Source organism: Acinetobacter sp. N1-1 (genome assembly GCF_056711485.1).
The window spans coordinates 693758-707564 of the sequence record NZ_JBWXUO010000012.1; the positions used below are offsets into that span (position 1 = coordinate 693758).

Here is a 13807-nt window from a genome sequence, read left to right on the forward strand (position 1 = left end):
TAGTTTGTTTTATTTTAATTCCAACTTTTAAAGTAGGATATAATAATTTTAAATCCGACTAAAATAATATGAATTTAATAAATATATATAAATAACAGTATCTTAATAATATTTTTAAATATTTTTTTAAAATAAAGTTGCATATTAATAATAATGTAAATATTATTAAGTGGTTGGTTTTTGAGAATATTTAAAATGTTGAAAAAAATAGTTGTTTTATCTTTGGTTGCTTTATCTTCTGCAAGTTTTGCAGGTAATTTCCAAGTGAAATTGGGGGTGAGTGCATTAATTCCAACAGAGGATAATAATACGCTGGCACAAGGTGCATTAACGCATGTAAAAACAGATAATTCATATAGTTTTACACCATCTATTGAATATTTTTTTGACAATACAGGTGTGTCGGCAGAACTTTTATTAGCAACACCATTTAAACAGCATGTGACAACTAATGGCACGAAGATCGCTTCATTCAGACATTTACCACCAACATTGACTGTGAAGTATAATTTTAATAACACCACAGCGCTTACACCATATGTTGGTGTAGGTATGACAGCAGTTATACCTTTTGATGAGAAGTTAGAGGGTGAAAAACATCAGCTAGATGCAAAAGTAGGGTATGGCATAGCAGGACAAGTTGGTCTTAACTTTAAACCACAGGTAAATGATAATTGGGGATTATTTGCTGATGTCCGTTATGCAAATGTAAAGTCTAAATTAGAACTAAATGGTACACATATTGGTGATTTAAAAGTAAACCCATGGGTATATACAGTTGGTTATAGCTATCGCTTCTAATTGTCCAAATATGTATATAGTTTAGTTGAGTAATCATTTGTGAGTACAAGCAAGTTGCTTTGTCTTGGGGAAAATAAAGCAATCTAAACTGTATACATTCAATATAATAATAAAGCGTGCAATAAAAAATGAAATGGGGAAAATTGTTGTTTTAGCTAAGCAAACCTTACTCAAAAGAGTGAGGTTTTTTTATGCATATATTAATGATAGATATATAATATTGAAAAAAAATAAAAAACTGTCTTGAAAAATAGTAGAAGTTACTCCATTCATAAGATATTCAACACAAGAATGTCATTATACAAAGAGGTAAGTTTATGAGTGCCGAAAGTAATCCAAAAAACTATAGTTTCCAAGCTGAAGTTGCACAGCTTTTGCATTTAGTAACACATTCTTTATATTCAAACCCAGAAATATTTTTAAGAGAATTGGTTTCAAATGCTTCAGATGCATGTGATAAATTGCGTTTTGAAGGGATTAATCATCCAGATTTCTATGAAAATGATCCTGACTTACATGTCCGTATCATTTTAGATAAAGATGCAAAAACCATTACTATTTCAGATAATGGAATTGGTCTAAGCCAACAAGAAGCGATTGATAACTTAGGTACAATTGCAAAATCAGGTACAAAAGATTTCATGTCTAAACTCACTGGCGATCAGAAATCTGATGCACAGTTAATTGGACAGTTTGGTGTTGGTTTTTATTCAGGTTTCATTGTTGCAGATAAAATTGTGGTGGAATCTCGTCGAGCTGGTCTGGATGCAAATGAGGGTGTGCGCTGGATTAGTGGTGGTACAGGCGATTTTGAGGTTCAAGAAATTAATAAAGCTTCACGTGGTACAGATATTATTTTGCATTTACGTGATGATGCAACTGAATACTTAGAAAGCTATAAAGTTAAGCAAATTATTAATAAGTATTCTGATCATATTAGTCTTCCAATTGAAATGCAAAAAGAGGTCTGGCAAGAGGAAGAGACTGCTGAAGGTGAAGAACCTAAAGGTGGTCAAATGGTTAAGACAGATGAGTGGGAATCGATTAACTCTGCAAGTGCCTTATGGACACGTAGTAAAAATGATGTAACAGAAGAGCAATATATCGAATTCTATAAAAATCTGAGCCATGACTATGAGGCACCTTTAGCTTGGTCTCATAATCGCGTGGAAGGAAATACAGAATATACACAGTTGCTTTATATTCCAAGTAAGGCATCGCAAGATATTTTTACACGTGATGCTAAGGCAGGCATTAAGCTATATGTGAAACGTGTATTTATTATGGATGATGCTGATAATCTAATTCCAAACTATTTACGTTTTGTTCAAGGTGTTGTGGATAGTGCAGACTTACCACTGAATGTAAGTCGTGAGTTATTACAAGAAAGTCGTGATGTAAAACTAATTCGTGAAGGTAATGCACGCCGTGTACTTACGTTGCTTGATGGTTTGGCGAAGTCAGAAGATGAGCAAGATCAAGAGAAATTTAAAAAGTTTTATGCTGAGTTTGGCTCAGTAATTAAAGAAGGTCTCGGTGAAGATACTTCTAACCGCGACCGTATTTTAAAACTTTTGCGCTTTGCTACGTCTACAAATGATGAAATTTCAACATCATTGGCTGACTATAAAGGACGTATGAAAGAGGGTCAAAAGTCTATTTATTATGTGACAGCCGACACCTTAACAGCAGCGAAGAATTCACCACAGATTGAGCTTTTCAAGAAAAAAGGTATTGAAGTTTTACTGATGGCTGACCGTGTAGATGAGTGGGCAATGAATTTTGTACACGAGTTTGATGGTGTGCCAATGCAAAGTATTGCGAAAGGTGCAGTGGATCTTGGTGACTTACAAGATGCGGAAGAGAAAAAAGCACTTGAGCAAGCACAAGAACAGTTTAAACCAATTGTAGAAAAACTTAGCGATGCATTAAAAGGTAAGACAAAGGAAGTACGTGTAACCACGCGTTTAGTCGATTCTCCTGCATGTCTTGTGACTAGTGAGGGTGAGTTATCTCCTCAGCTTGTACGTATGTTAAAGCAAGCAGGTCAGGCTATACCTGATGTGAAACCAACATTAGAAATTAATCCTGAACATCCGCTGGTTAAAAAGCTAGAGCAGACGGGGCAGTTTAACGATTTGGCAAATGTAATTTTTGATCAAGCTGTAATTGCTGAGGGCGGTCTACCTGAAGATCCTGCTGAATATGTAAAACGTATTAATAGCTTATTGATGAAATAATTGTACTAAGATATATTTAAAAGCTGAATCCAATTGGGTTCAGCTTTTTTACTAGAATGTTGCTTCGAGTTGAATATTTGAACTGAAAGAGTAGCCATCTGTTGCTGTGCTATCTCGGTAATATGAAATATCATTTTCTAAGAACACCCAGTTTCTCCAAATAGGAATGCGCCAGCCCAAATATGGTCCCCAGCTTTGCAGTTCGACATCTTTCTTTTCTTTACTATAAATACCGCTGGTATAAATACCATAGGTAATACTCTTGTTATTTAAAAACTTCTTTTGCATAAAAAGCTTATCGCTCCATGTAAATTCTTCTGCATAACTTTTTACAATAGAGAATTGATTTGAAGCGAGATTCTTGTCTGAACGTTCTTGTGTAAAATTGAAGTCTGTTTCAGAGTAGTTTTTACTTTGTGATGCATAACGAAAGGTCTGACTTGCATCAAGTTTCCAATTAGCAAATAACTCCCAATTTTTTTCAGCATTGACCTCAATATATACATCACTATTTGAATTGGAGCCAATATCCATTCCATTTTGAAATGGAAGCATTTTAGAAATCTCACCAAAGACCTCACTTACCCATAATTTTTCCTTTTCTTTCTTTGAGATTTTTGTTTTCTTCTTTTGGAAACCTAATATACGTTTTTTAGTCGTTTTTTTTTCAGTATCTTGAAGACGTAAAGACAATGATGTTTTACCAAAAATAGCCAATAGTTGCTCTGCAAAGGTAGGTGAGTTAGGATCAAACCAGAGTGGTGTAGGTACCTCTTGTGTAATATCCTCAAGAGGTAGGGCATCTAATTTATATTTTTTATGTAGGTATTTTTCATGACGAAAGTGGTGCTTAGATATCTTATTTGAAATGAAACTTTGGGAAGGTAAGCATAAATTAAAATGAGATGCTTCTGCTGTATGAGAAAAAGTACATAAAGCTAAAGAAGAATATATATAAATAAAAAAAGGTCGTCGAATTAACACATCAAAAGAGTTCTTAATAAAATATGTTAGAAGTTTAGCAAAATAATATTAGCCCAAGTCTTTTTGTAAGTGTATAAAAAAATTTTGCTGTTCAAGTAACCATGTGTAAGCATCTTTAAGCTGGCGATACCATTCGGAGTGAATTGTACTACGGTGAGGACCTAAAGTAATCCAAATCTGCCAAAATGTTTGGTTGGTTTGATATAAAATAGCCCAGCGTGGTGAGTCGCACTTATTGAGTTCACGAAGTAAGTTTTGCTTGTTATCAAAAGCACCACAGTAACTCTGTTTATAGTTAGATGTCTGCACAATTTCTAGTATTTTTTTTCTTTCTTGTGTAAATGAAATTTCTGGCTGTTCTGTAAGTGTATTATGGGGGTGGCTACAACGCCGAATGATATTTTTTAAATTGTATACTGCTTTCGCTTTTTCAATAAATGCAGATGGTTGCTCAATATTAGATAAGTTTCGACGAATTTCTTTAATTAATTCTGCTTTTTCTAAGAGATTCATGATATCTGACCTGAGGTATAAGATTCTGCTTTTTGGAGATATTCAGCCAAGATTTGATTAAGTGTTAATTCAAGTAATTTATATTCTACACTTTTAGGATTTGAATGCTGTTGAATTAATATCATGAGTGTGTCGATATCAATTTCGGAAAAAGAGATTCTCCCCTGTAAAAAAGCATTCACTTGTTGCATAACATATGCTTATGATTAAAACACTTAGTATAATATCTTTATATGTAATTAAGTAGTAGAAGAAAAGATTTAATGTAATTAAACGTAGTGATAAAAGATACCTACAATGCTTTTTATCATCATAGGTATTTATGGAGCTTAATCTTTTTGTATATCACAATGGTCATCGTTACATTGTGCATTAGATTCAGATGCTGCTGATTTTTCATCTTTAGATGCTAAGGTTTTTTGTATAACTTCTTCAAACACTTGAGCGGGTTGCGCACCTGCAAGAGCAACACGTTGATCAAATACGAAAAATGGTACACCTGTAACATTTAATTTGTCACGTGCGAGATCTTCGTCGTATTTAACAAACTCAGCAAATTCATTTGAATTAAGCATATCTTCAACTTCGCCATTTTCTAAACCAATACGTGAAGCGATTTCTTCGACAGTTTCACGTTCTCCAATAGCAAGTCCTTCAGTAATATAAGCATGAAAAAATGCTTCTTTTGCTTTATTGCCTAGACCTTTACTTTGGGCAAGGTGAATAACGCGATGTGCATCGAAACTATTTCCTATTTTTGTTTTACGCCACTGGAAGTCAATACCTTCTTCTGCTGCCATTTCAGCAATTTGAACTTGCATTGCTTCCATATCTTCAATAGTACGACCATATTTTTTAGCAATCAGTTCAGTCGTTGGAACATTAAAACTTGCAGGAGATTTAGGGTCGAGTTGGAAGCTATGCCAGTGAATTTCAAGGTCTAGATTCATTTCTTCAGCAACGCGTTCTAGACGTTTTTTAGCAATGTAACAAAATGGACAAACTACATCTGACCAGATATCTACGCGCATAAGTATCTCAATAATTATTTAGAATAATAATATGATGGAGGTTATTACAAAAAAGGCAAGTATCTAATGTTGAACGCTGTATAAGTTGCACAGCAAACGATCTCACCAAAGAAGATGATGAGATCGGATATGGTTCTAAATACGCTCAATAATAGTTGATATACCTTGTCCTAGACCAATAGACATGGTGGCTAGACCAAACTGTGTTTTCTTTTGCTCCATAATGTGCAGTAATGAAGTGAGTAGTCGTGTACCTGAGCATCCAATTGGATGTCCAAGTGCGATTGAACCACCATAAATATTCACTTTATCTTGTTGTTCAAAAAGGTCTAAGTTTTTGAGTACGGCCAAAGTCTGGGCTGCAAATGTTTCATGTATTTCGATGGCTTGAATATTTTTCATTGAAAGACCTGCACGTTTAAGGGCTTTCTGAGTTGCAGGCACTGCACCATATCCCATTAAGGCATCATCACAGCCTGCTATAGCAGTCGCTCGAATTACAGCTCTTGGTTTTAAGTTTAAAGCCTTTGCATACTCTGCAGACATGACTAATAATGCTGATGCTCCACTAGATGGCTGTGCTAATGTTTCGCTTGTAATGATGCCATTTTCAGCATCAAATATAGGTTGTAATGCTTGTAAGTCTGAAAGTGCTAGGTGTGGCTGAATGACTTCATCGATTTTACAGGGTATTTTAAAGCCATCATGGTTATGCCCTGAAATAGTAACGACTTCCTTTGCAAAAGCACCATTTTGGGTAGCTTGCCATGCACGTTGATGCGATTGTAATGCAAAAATATCCTGCTGTTCGCGTGTAATACCATTCATACGAGCAAATATTTCAGCAGTTAACCCAAAATTATGAGAGGCTTGTGCATAATATTTTGTATGTTGAAAATGCTGGTTTGTATTTGTAGGTTTGCTGTGGCAATGTTCAACACCACCAACAATAAAGACATCTCCTTGCTGTGTTGCTATTTGTGCAACAGCACTATGGAGTGCTTGCATTGAAGAACCATCTAAACGGTTTATTGTTTGTCCTGCGGTTGTTTTTGGTAATTGAGCAAGTAGCGCAATTTTTCGGGCAATGTTTTCTTCACCTTCTGCATGAACACAGCCCCAAATAACATCTTCAATATCTTCTAAATTAAAATGATTTCTTTCTAAGATTTGCTGAATCAGGACTGCTGATAACTCGCTTGCTTGAAGATGTCGAAACATACCACGTTGTGTTTTTGCCATTGCCGTACGGGCAGCATCAACAATCACAACATCACGTGCATTTAATTGTGCCATTATTGTTCTCCTGTACGAAATAGGCTTTGATTTTTCTCTGCAAGGTCATGCAACATTTGAGGAGCTTCGTATATTTTTCCTAAGTGAGTGTAGGTATTACATAAGGCAATATATTCTTTAATACCCATTTGCTCTATATAGCGACAAGGGCCACCTTTGGCATTTGGAAAACCGATATAACACATAGCGAGATCTGCTTCGTAAGCAGTAGAAATCGTTTTATCTTCTAAACATCTAACAGTTTCATTGCATAAAGCAAGCATCATACGATCTATAATTTCGTGGTGACTAAGCGTTTCTCTTTCATCTGGAATCAGTGGTTCAATAATTTCATATACTGCTGTATCGATAAGTTTATCTTTCTGGTTCTTGTATTGATAAAAACCAAAACTGTTTTGATAACCGAACCGTTCGGCATGATGTAATAAAGATGTTACGCCGTGAAGTTCGTTTTCCATACGCTCAGGGTAGCTTTCAGCAAGTAACTCAGCCATATGCATAAATTGGTGTGTCCCAAGTTGATCAATCATCGCAGCAGGACCCATACGCCATCCAAAAGTTTCCATAGTGTGGTCAATTTTTTGGAAGTCTATGCCTTGTTCGACAAGCGCTTCAAAGGCATTCAAATAAGGAATTAATGTACGGTAAATAAAGAAACCAGCACCATCTTTTATTAAAACGGGTATTTTCCCTAATGCTTTTGCAAATGTCATACTTGTTGAAATGGTTTCTTGAGAAGTTTCTTCACCATATACGACTTCAACAAATTTATGATTAGAAATTTCACCTAGAAAGTGCATGCCAATAAACTGTTTAGGACGTTGCAATGTTTTCGCAATGTGTGTAATTGATATTGTAGATGTGTTTGAAGCAATAATTGTATCTCTGGTTACAATTTGGCTTTCAACTTCTTTAATTGCTTGAACTTTAGATTTTGGATGATAATCTAGACTTTCTATGACAAAGTCTACTTTTGCAATACTTTCATAAGTATATGTTGGGTGGACTTGGCAGAGTGCATGACCTACTTCTTGAATTGAAATTTCATGCTTTTCGAGTTTTTTATACAAACGATCTCGAACTGATTCTACAGCCTGATTGCCTTCTTCGGCAGTGGAAACTTTTACTAAAACTGATTTATGGCGAGTCGCTATTTCTGTCGTAATTTGACTTGCAGTTAGGTGAGTCCCTAGCACTGCTGTATGCATAATTGGTGTTGCTTTATCCATATGTTGTAATATATTTTTATTATAAAAATCATTTGCTTGCAATGAATTTATTAGTACATGTATTTGTGGTTGCTTGATCGCTTGAATAAAATAACTGACTTCTAAAGGAAATGCTTCTTGTGCATTGAGAGCAGTTGAATTTTGTAGTGTATTTAACAGTAGTTTTAATGCTGGATTATGCATTAAAGCATTTTGTGAAAAAGCTTCTGTTTTTATGGCATGTAGTGCAATAAATTGTTCAAGTGAACTGAGCTGTAACGGCGCATTCTTTTCTTTTCTTGATTTTTTCCAATTAAACTCACCCTGTATGGCATATTGAATAATATTTAATGCTGCTGAAATTATTTTTTCATTGTTTGTAATGGTGTCTACTAGTCCATAAGCTTGTAAGACCTCGAGAGGTAATGGTGTTTTTGTTGTAAAAAACTGAACAGCAGCCTCTAAACCAATACATCTTGGTAAGCGAGTTGTTCCACCAAAAGTAGGCAGTAGACCAAATTTCGTTGTTAAGAAGCCTAGTTTTGATGTATTTGATATCACTCTATAATCACATACAAGTGCAATGTCAAAACCACTACCAATGAGGTCATCTGAAATGACTGCGACAGTTGGTAGGGGTAATTCTTCTAATCGACTTAAAAGAGAATAAAGCTCTTGAAGTTCATTGTTTATGGCTATTTCATCTTTAGTGCAATAGTCCATATATGTTTTCATTTCTGTATGAAGTGAAGAATATGCTTTTGCAAATGTAACGATTAAACCTTGAATATCTTTTTGTGAGTCAATTACATCAAGTGCCTCTTTAAAGTCTTCTAAGGTGGCATGATCAAATTTATTCACCAAATGTTCTTGTGAATTGAAGTGGAACTCTGCAATACCGTTTTGTAGCATACGAACGGTAATCGCATTGCCAATATGGATCATGCGCTGATCTCCTTTATTTTTTTACCAATATTTAACTTATTGCTATTTTGCATATATTTATGCTGATACACATCAAATTCTTGCTGAATATTACGATAACTATATAAAATCTGTTGGATTATCTAAGTCGTAGAAAGAGATTACCAAATTCCTAGATCATATTTTGTCATACGAGTGTTATAAAAAACGGAATAGGATGATTTTTATTCTTATTTTATACATTGAATTTGCATATAATGATAATTTATTAAAATATTTCGATTTTAAATATTAGACACAATTCGGTTTGCTTATGACTAAATGGGTTATTCTATCAATCTTTGTGATATCTGCGCTTTATATTCAATATCGTGGTAAGGTACGTCATTCTTTTTATCGCCAGTTTTTTGATCATTCAACATTACTCGCACCTATTAATTTTTTAATGTATTGTTTTTCAAAAGTGCCAAATCAGCCGTATATTGAAACGCAATATTTTAAAGACCTTAAAGTGCTAGATGAAAATTGGGAAATGATTCGTGATGAGGCAAAATCCTTGTATGAACAAGGTGGTATTAAAGCCTCAAGTACATATAATGATCTTGGTTTTAATTCCTTTTTTAAAACAGGATGGAAGCGTTTTTATTTAAAATGGTATGATTCAAGGCATCCATCTGCATCTGAATTGTGCCCTAAAACAACAGAATTATTGAAAACACTTCCATCAATTAAGGCGGCGATGTTTACTGAGTTAGCCCCTAATAGTCGTTTAGTACGCCATCGTGACCCATATGCAGGTTCATTACGTTATCACTTGGGATTAATGACTCCAAATGATGATCGTTGTTTTATTGATGTTGATGGTGGTCGTTATTCTTGGCGTGATGGTGAGAGTATAGTTTTTGATGAAACATATATTCACTATGCAGAAAATATGACAGATCAGAATCGTATTATTTTATTTTGTGATGTAGAGCGTCCATTAAAAACAAAATTGATGGAAAGTTTTAATCATTGGTTTGGTCGTAAGGTAATGACAGCTGCGAGCTCACCAAATGAAGTAGGTGATCAAACAGGTGGTTTAAATAAAGCTTTTGGTTATGTTTATCAAATTCGTATTCAAGCTAAAGCACTAAAAAAAGCCAATAGAACGTTATATTACATTTTAAAGTGGATATTAATGTTGGGAATTTTCTTTCTTATTTTTATTCGCCCATATATTTTTAAGTAATTATAACAATGCTTGAAAAGCACGCTAAACCGTAAAGTCTTGGCTTTATTTCTAGCGTGCTTTTTTGATGCTGAGATGTATCTTTGACTTGAAAGTTATTGCGATTGCATCCAATACATAACATAGTCGTTGAGTTAAATACATTTAAAGGAATATTGTGAATCCAAATGCACGCCAACATATAGAAAAAGTTCTACAGCATATGACCCAGCTACCTGGCATATATAAAATGCTTGGAAAAGATGGTGAGCTACTTTATGTAGGTAAAGCAAAAAATTTAAAAAATAGGGTTTCTAGTTATTTTCTAAAAACAATTGAGCATCCAAAGACTCAAGCATTGGTTGCACGTATTTATGATATTCAAACACTTATTGTTCGTTCGGAAACTGAAGCATTATTGCTTGAGCAAAATTTAATTAAAGAGAATCGTCCTCCATACAATATTATGCTGAGAGATGATAAATCGTATGTTTATATTTATATCTCGGCAGATCGTCCTTATCCAAGAATTGCAAGTGGACGAGGGAAAGGGAAGCATCAAGAGGGTAAGTTTTTTGGTCCTTATCCAAGTGCACAAAGTGCAAGAGATATGTTACTCACTCTTCAGAAACTTTTTAATGTGAGACAGTGTGAAAATAGCTATTTTTCACAGCGTAAAAGACCTTGTTTGCAGTACCAAATTAAACGGTGTACAGCGCCGTGTGTTGGTTTAATTTCACCTGAAGATTATGCACAAGATGTAAAAAATTCAATGCAATTTCTACAGGGTGATACCAAAGCTTTAAATCATGAGCTGATTCAAAAGATGGAAAAAGCTGCAGAAAATTTAGAGTTTGAGCAGGCTGTCTTTTATCGAGATCGTTTAGGTTTGCTTCGAGAGGTTTCTGCCCAGCAAGCAGTCTATACATTTAAGGGTGAAGCTGACATTTTAGCAATTGCATATATGGCAGGGGTAACCTGCGTTCAGATTATGCATGTTCGTAATGGACAGATGTTGGGTGGAAAGAGTTATTTTCCTGACATGATGGGCAATGACTTAGGGCAAATGCTGAGTGACTTTATTGCAAATTTTTACTTTCAAGTTGCTGATGAAATACCTCAAGAGTTAATCGTGAATCAGAAATTACCTGATCAGATACAGCTTGAAGAAGCTTTTTATGAAGCATTTAAGAAGAAAGTTTCTATTAAGCAGAACGTGAGAGAAACACGTGCAGAATGGTTGGAGCTTGCACAAATGAATGTGCAGCATGCGATTAAAGGTCAGTTAAATCATCACTTAGAGTTAAATGAGCGTTTTTATCAGCTAGAAAAAGTCTTAAACCGTAAGGTTGATCGTATAGAGTGTTTTGATATTAGCCATACGATGGGTGAGGCGACGATTGCTTCTTGTGTAGTGTTTGATCAGGGTGGAATGCGAAAAAGAGATTATCGTCAATTTTCGATTGAAGATATTCAAGCAGGAGATGATTATGCTGCCATGAAACAGGCACTCACTCGCCGTTATAAAAAAGCATTGTTGCCTGACTTATTACTCATAGATGGTGGCAAAGGGCAGTTACATATGGCAATGGAAGTCATGCAAAATTTAAATTTAGATCCTTTTATGGTTGGGGTATCGAAAGGAGAGGGGAGAAAACCAGGATTAGAAACCTTACACTTTACTAATGGTGAAAAAGTACAATTACCAGAAGATAGTAAAGCACTCCATTTAATTCAACAGGTTCGAGATGAAGCACATCGTTTTGCAATTACTAAACATCGTGCAAAACGTGATAAACGCCGTGCAGGTTCTGTATTGGAGGTTATACCAGGATTAGGACCAAAGAGAAGACGAGATTTATTAACGCATTTTGGAGGTATACAAGGTGTGTTACGTGCTTCAGAAAAAGAATTAACAGGTGTTTTAGGCATTGGTACAGCAATGGCGAGAACTATTTATAAGGTTTTACATGAATAATAAAAGACAAGCCACTTGCTTCTTTCAATCATAAAAACTTTATTGAGCTTCTAGTCGACATAAAACAGCAATTCGTATAAAGTGACAAGATGTTTCAGTAAAATAATAATGTCTTTGACACGGTGTATGTTGGGCATAGTCAGCTAAAGTAAAGTGGCGGGTGTATATGAGCACAGGGCGGATCCTGAATATTCCAAATATCTTGACGATTGCAAGGATTGTGTTAATCCCTGTCTTTTTGGTGATTGCCTACTGGCCACCTGTAGTGGGTGTAAATGGTGTGAATGAAACGATCTTGTTTCGTCATACATTATTAACTTCTATATTTATTCTTGCAGCAATAACAGATTGGTTTGATGGTTATTTGGCACGTGTGTTGAACCAAACTTCTGCTTTTGGGCGTTTTTTAGACCCTGTTGCCGATAAACTGATGGTAACGGCTGCCTTGGTTGTTTTAGTGCAGTGGAGACCATCAATTACAATGGCATTTGCAGCTATTGTTATTATATCTCGTGAAATTACAGTATCAGCATTGAGAGAATGGATGGCAGAACTTGGAGCAAGAACCAATGTTGCTGTATCTACAGTTGGAAAATATAAAACAGCATTTCAAATGATTGCAATTAGTGTGTTTCTACTTAATTGGCAACCTCTCGATATTTTAGCTTACCTTTTATTGTATACCGCCGTTATTCTTACATTATGGTCAATGGTGATTTATTTAAGGGCAGCATGGCCATTTTTAAAACAACCTTAGTGTATAAAGCCTCTACTCATATAGAGGCTTTTTTAATGGTGTATTTATGAACTTAGATTTATTTAATGCTGAACCATGTGAAAATCTTTTACCTTACGATGGGCATGTAAAAGATTTTGGTCTCATTTGTACTGCAATAGAGGCAGAAAAAAGTTTGGCATATCTTTTAGAAAATTTAAATTGGCAGCATGATGAAGCAAAAATACATGGTCGGCATTATGTGACTGCAAGAAAATATGCTTGGTATGCAGATGATCAAATACACTATACATATTCAGGTTTTAAGCACAATGCAGAAAAGTGTTGGGATCCTTTTTTAGTTAGGATAAGAAATAAAATTGAAGCGCTAACAAAGGTATCTTTTAATTCATGCTTGGCAAATTTATATTTAGATGGGACGCAAGGTATGGGGTGGCATAGTGATGCAGATAGCTTTTTAGGAAAACAGCCTGTTATTGCTTCTTTAAGTTTTGGTGCAACACGTAAGTTTCGATTTAAGCATATGCTGACAAAGGAGTTTATTGAAATGAATTTATATTCAGGTCAACTCATTGTTATGAAAGGCGATACTCAAATATTTTGGCAGCATACAATACCTAAAATGACAAAAATACTTGAACCAAGAGTGAATCTTACATTTCGGAATATTTTCTCTGAAATATAATGTTAGGTTTAACGTTATATAGTTTGAAGTTAATTGTATTAAAACAAGAAAAACCTTAACCTAATTAATATTGTTTAGTGTTATTCAGCTCATTGAGAGTCTTGGGTTTTATTTTAAAAATTCTATAAAGATTATTTCTGCCAATAGTACCAAAATTAATTGTAATTATATGCTGAGAAGTATTGCTCATTTAGTTTGTGC

Annotated in this window: 12 protein-coding genes; 6 read left to right on the forward strand and 6 right to left on the reverse strand. The window is 34.8% G+C overall.

All coding sequences use genetic code 11. From position 1 onward, the window contains the following. The first annotated feature begins 195 nt into the window (after nt 1–195). Entirely contained in the window at nt 196–801 is a 606-nt protein-coding gene (locus AC1MPL_RS03460; protein ID WP_479764254.1) for an OmpW/AlkL family protein, read from the forward strand. 317 nt (nt 802–1118) lie between these two features. After that, the gene (gene htpG / locus AC1MPL_RS03465; RefSeq protein WP_479764256.1) at nt 1119–3041 is read left to right on the forward strand and encodes a molecular chaperone HtpG; all 1923 of its coding nucleotides are present in this window, start codon (nt 1119–1121) and stop codon (nt 3039–3041) included. A 51-nt stretch (nt 3042–3092) separates the two neighbouring features. Here htpG and AC1MPL_RS03470 read toward each other — a convergent pair whose 3' ends face one another. The 6 genes from AC1MPL_RS03470 to AC1MPL_RS03495 form a co-directional block, all read right to left on the reverse strand. After that, complete coding sequence (locus AC1MPL_RS03470; protein WP_479764258.1) at nt 3093–4025, reverse strand: hypothetical protein; 933 nt, start codon at nt 4023–4025, stop codon at nt 3093–3095. Between the two features lie 48 nt (nt 4026–4073). Next, nucleotides 4074–4538, reverse strand: coding sequence for a hypothetical protein (locus tag AC1MPL_RS03475; protein WP_479764260.1), 465 nt, complete (start codon nt 4536–4538; stop codon nt 4074–4076). Next, nucleotides 4535–4729, reverse strand: coding sequence for a hypothetical protein (locus tag AC1MPL_RS03480; protein ID WP_479764262.1), 195 nt, complete (start codon nt 4727–4729; stop codon nt 4535–4537). Before AC1MPL_RS03480 ends, AC1MPL_RS03475 begins: the two co-directional genes overlap by 4 nt. A gap of 138 nt (nt 4730–4867) precedes the next feature. After that, nucleotides 4868–5569 carry a DsbA family oxidoreductase gene (locus tag AC1MPL_RS03485; protein ID WP_479764264.1) on the reverse strand — a complete coding sequence of 234 codons (702 nt, stop codon included), beginning with the start codon at nt 5567–5569 and terminating at the stop codon, nt 4868–4870. 135 nt (nt 5570–5704) lie between these two features. Beyond that, nucleotides 5705–6865 carry an acetyl-CoA C-acyltransferase gene (locus AC1MPL_RS03490; protein ID WP_479764266.1) on the reverse strand — a complete coding sequence of 387 codons (1161 nt, stop codon included), beginning with the start codon at nt 6863–6865 and terminating at the stop codon, nt 5705–5707. After that, the gene (locus tag AC1MPL_RS03495; protein WP_479764268.1) at nt 6865–9018 is read right to left on the reverse strand and encodes a 3-hydroxyacyl-CoA dehydrogenase NAD-binding domain-containing protein; all 2154 of its coding nucleotides are present in this window, start codon (nt 9016–9018) and stop codon (nt 6865–6867) included. Before AC1MPL_RS03495 ends, AC1MPL_RS03490 begins: the two co-directional genes overlap by 1 nt. A gap of 292 nt (nt 9019–9310) precedes the next feature. Between AC1MPL_RS03495 and lpxO the strand changes: the two genes are divergently transcribed. The 4 genes from lpxO to AC1MPL_RS03515 all read left to right on the forward strand — a co-directional run bounded on the left by lpxO (nt 9311) and on the right by AC1MPL_RS03515 (nt 13606). After that, on the forward strand, nt 9311–10228 hold the full coding sequence (gene lpxO, locus AC1MPL_RS03500) for a lipid A hydroxylase LpxO (protein ID WP_479764270.1): 918 nt from the start codon (nt 9311–9313) through the stop codon (nt 10226–10228). A gap of 157 nt (nt 10229–10385) precedes the next feature. Next, a complete protein-coding gene (gene uvrC / locus AC1MPL_RS03505; RefSeq protein WP_479764271.1) occupies nt 10386–12185 on the forward strand; it encodes an excinuclease ABC subunit UvrC in 1800 nt (599 codons plus the stop codon). Between the two features lie 166 nt (nt 12186–12351). After that, nucleotides 12352–12942 (forward strand): CDP-diacylglycerol--glycerol-3-phosphate 3-phosphatidyltransferase, encoded by a 591-nt coding sequence (pgsA, locus tag AC1MPL_RS03510; RefSeq protein ID WP_479764273.1) that lies wholly within the window; start codon nt 12352–12354, stop codon nt 12940–12942. A 46-nt stretch (nt 12943–12988) separates the two neighbouring features. Beyond that, nucleotides 12989–13606, forward strand: a complete 618-nt coding sequence (locus AC1MPL_RS03515; RefSeq protein ID WP_479764275.1) for an alpha-ketoglutarate-dependent dioxygenase AlkB family protein — start codon at nt 12989–12991, stop codon at nt 13604–13606. The last annotated feature ends 201 nt before the right edge of the window (nt 13607–13807 follow it).

Excerpts from the sequence above, each read along its gene's own strand:
- AC1MPL_RS03460 (WP_479764254.1), top strand. The coding sequence starts at position 196 with ATGTTGAAAAAAATAGTTGTTTTATCTTTGGTTGCTTTATCTTCTGCA.
- htpG (WP_479764256.1), top strand. The coding sequence starts at position 1,119 with ATGAGTGCCGAAAGTAATCCAAAAAACTATAGTTTCCAAGCTGAAGTT.
- AC1MPL_RS03475 (WP_479764260.1), bottom strand. The coding sequence starts at position 4,538 with ATGAATCTCTTAGAAAAAGCAGAATTAATTAAAGAAATTCGTCGAAAC.
- AC1MPL_RS03480 (WP_479764262.1), bottom strand. The coding sequence starts at position 4,729 with ATGCAACAAGTGAATGCTTTTTTACAGGGGAGAATCTCTTTTTCCGAA.
- AC1MPL_RS03485 (WP_479764264.1), bottom strand. The coding sequence starts at position 5,569 with ATGCGCGTAGATATCTGGTCAGATGTAGTTTGTCCATTTTGTTACATT.
- AC1MPL_RS03490 (WP_479764266.1), bottom strand. The coding sequence starts at position 6,865 with ATGGCACAATTAAATGCACGTGATGTTGTGATTGTTGATGCTGCCCGT.
- AC1MPL_RS03495 (WP_479764268.1), bottom strand. The coding sequence starts at position 9,018 with ATGATCCATATTGGCAATGCGATTACCGTTCGTATGCTACAAAACGGT.
- lpxO (WP_479764270.1), top strand. The coding sequence starts at position 9,311 with ATGACTAAATGGGTTATTCTATCAATCTTTGTGATATCTGCGCTTTAT.
- pgsA (WP_479764273.1), top strand. The coding sequence starts at position 12,352 with ATGAGCACAGGGCGGATCCTGAATATTCCAAATATCTTGACGATTGCA.
- AC1MPL_RS03515 (WP_479764275.1), top strand. The coding sequence starts at position 12,989 with ATGAACTTAGATTTATTTAATGCTGAACCATGTGAAAATCTTTTACCT.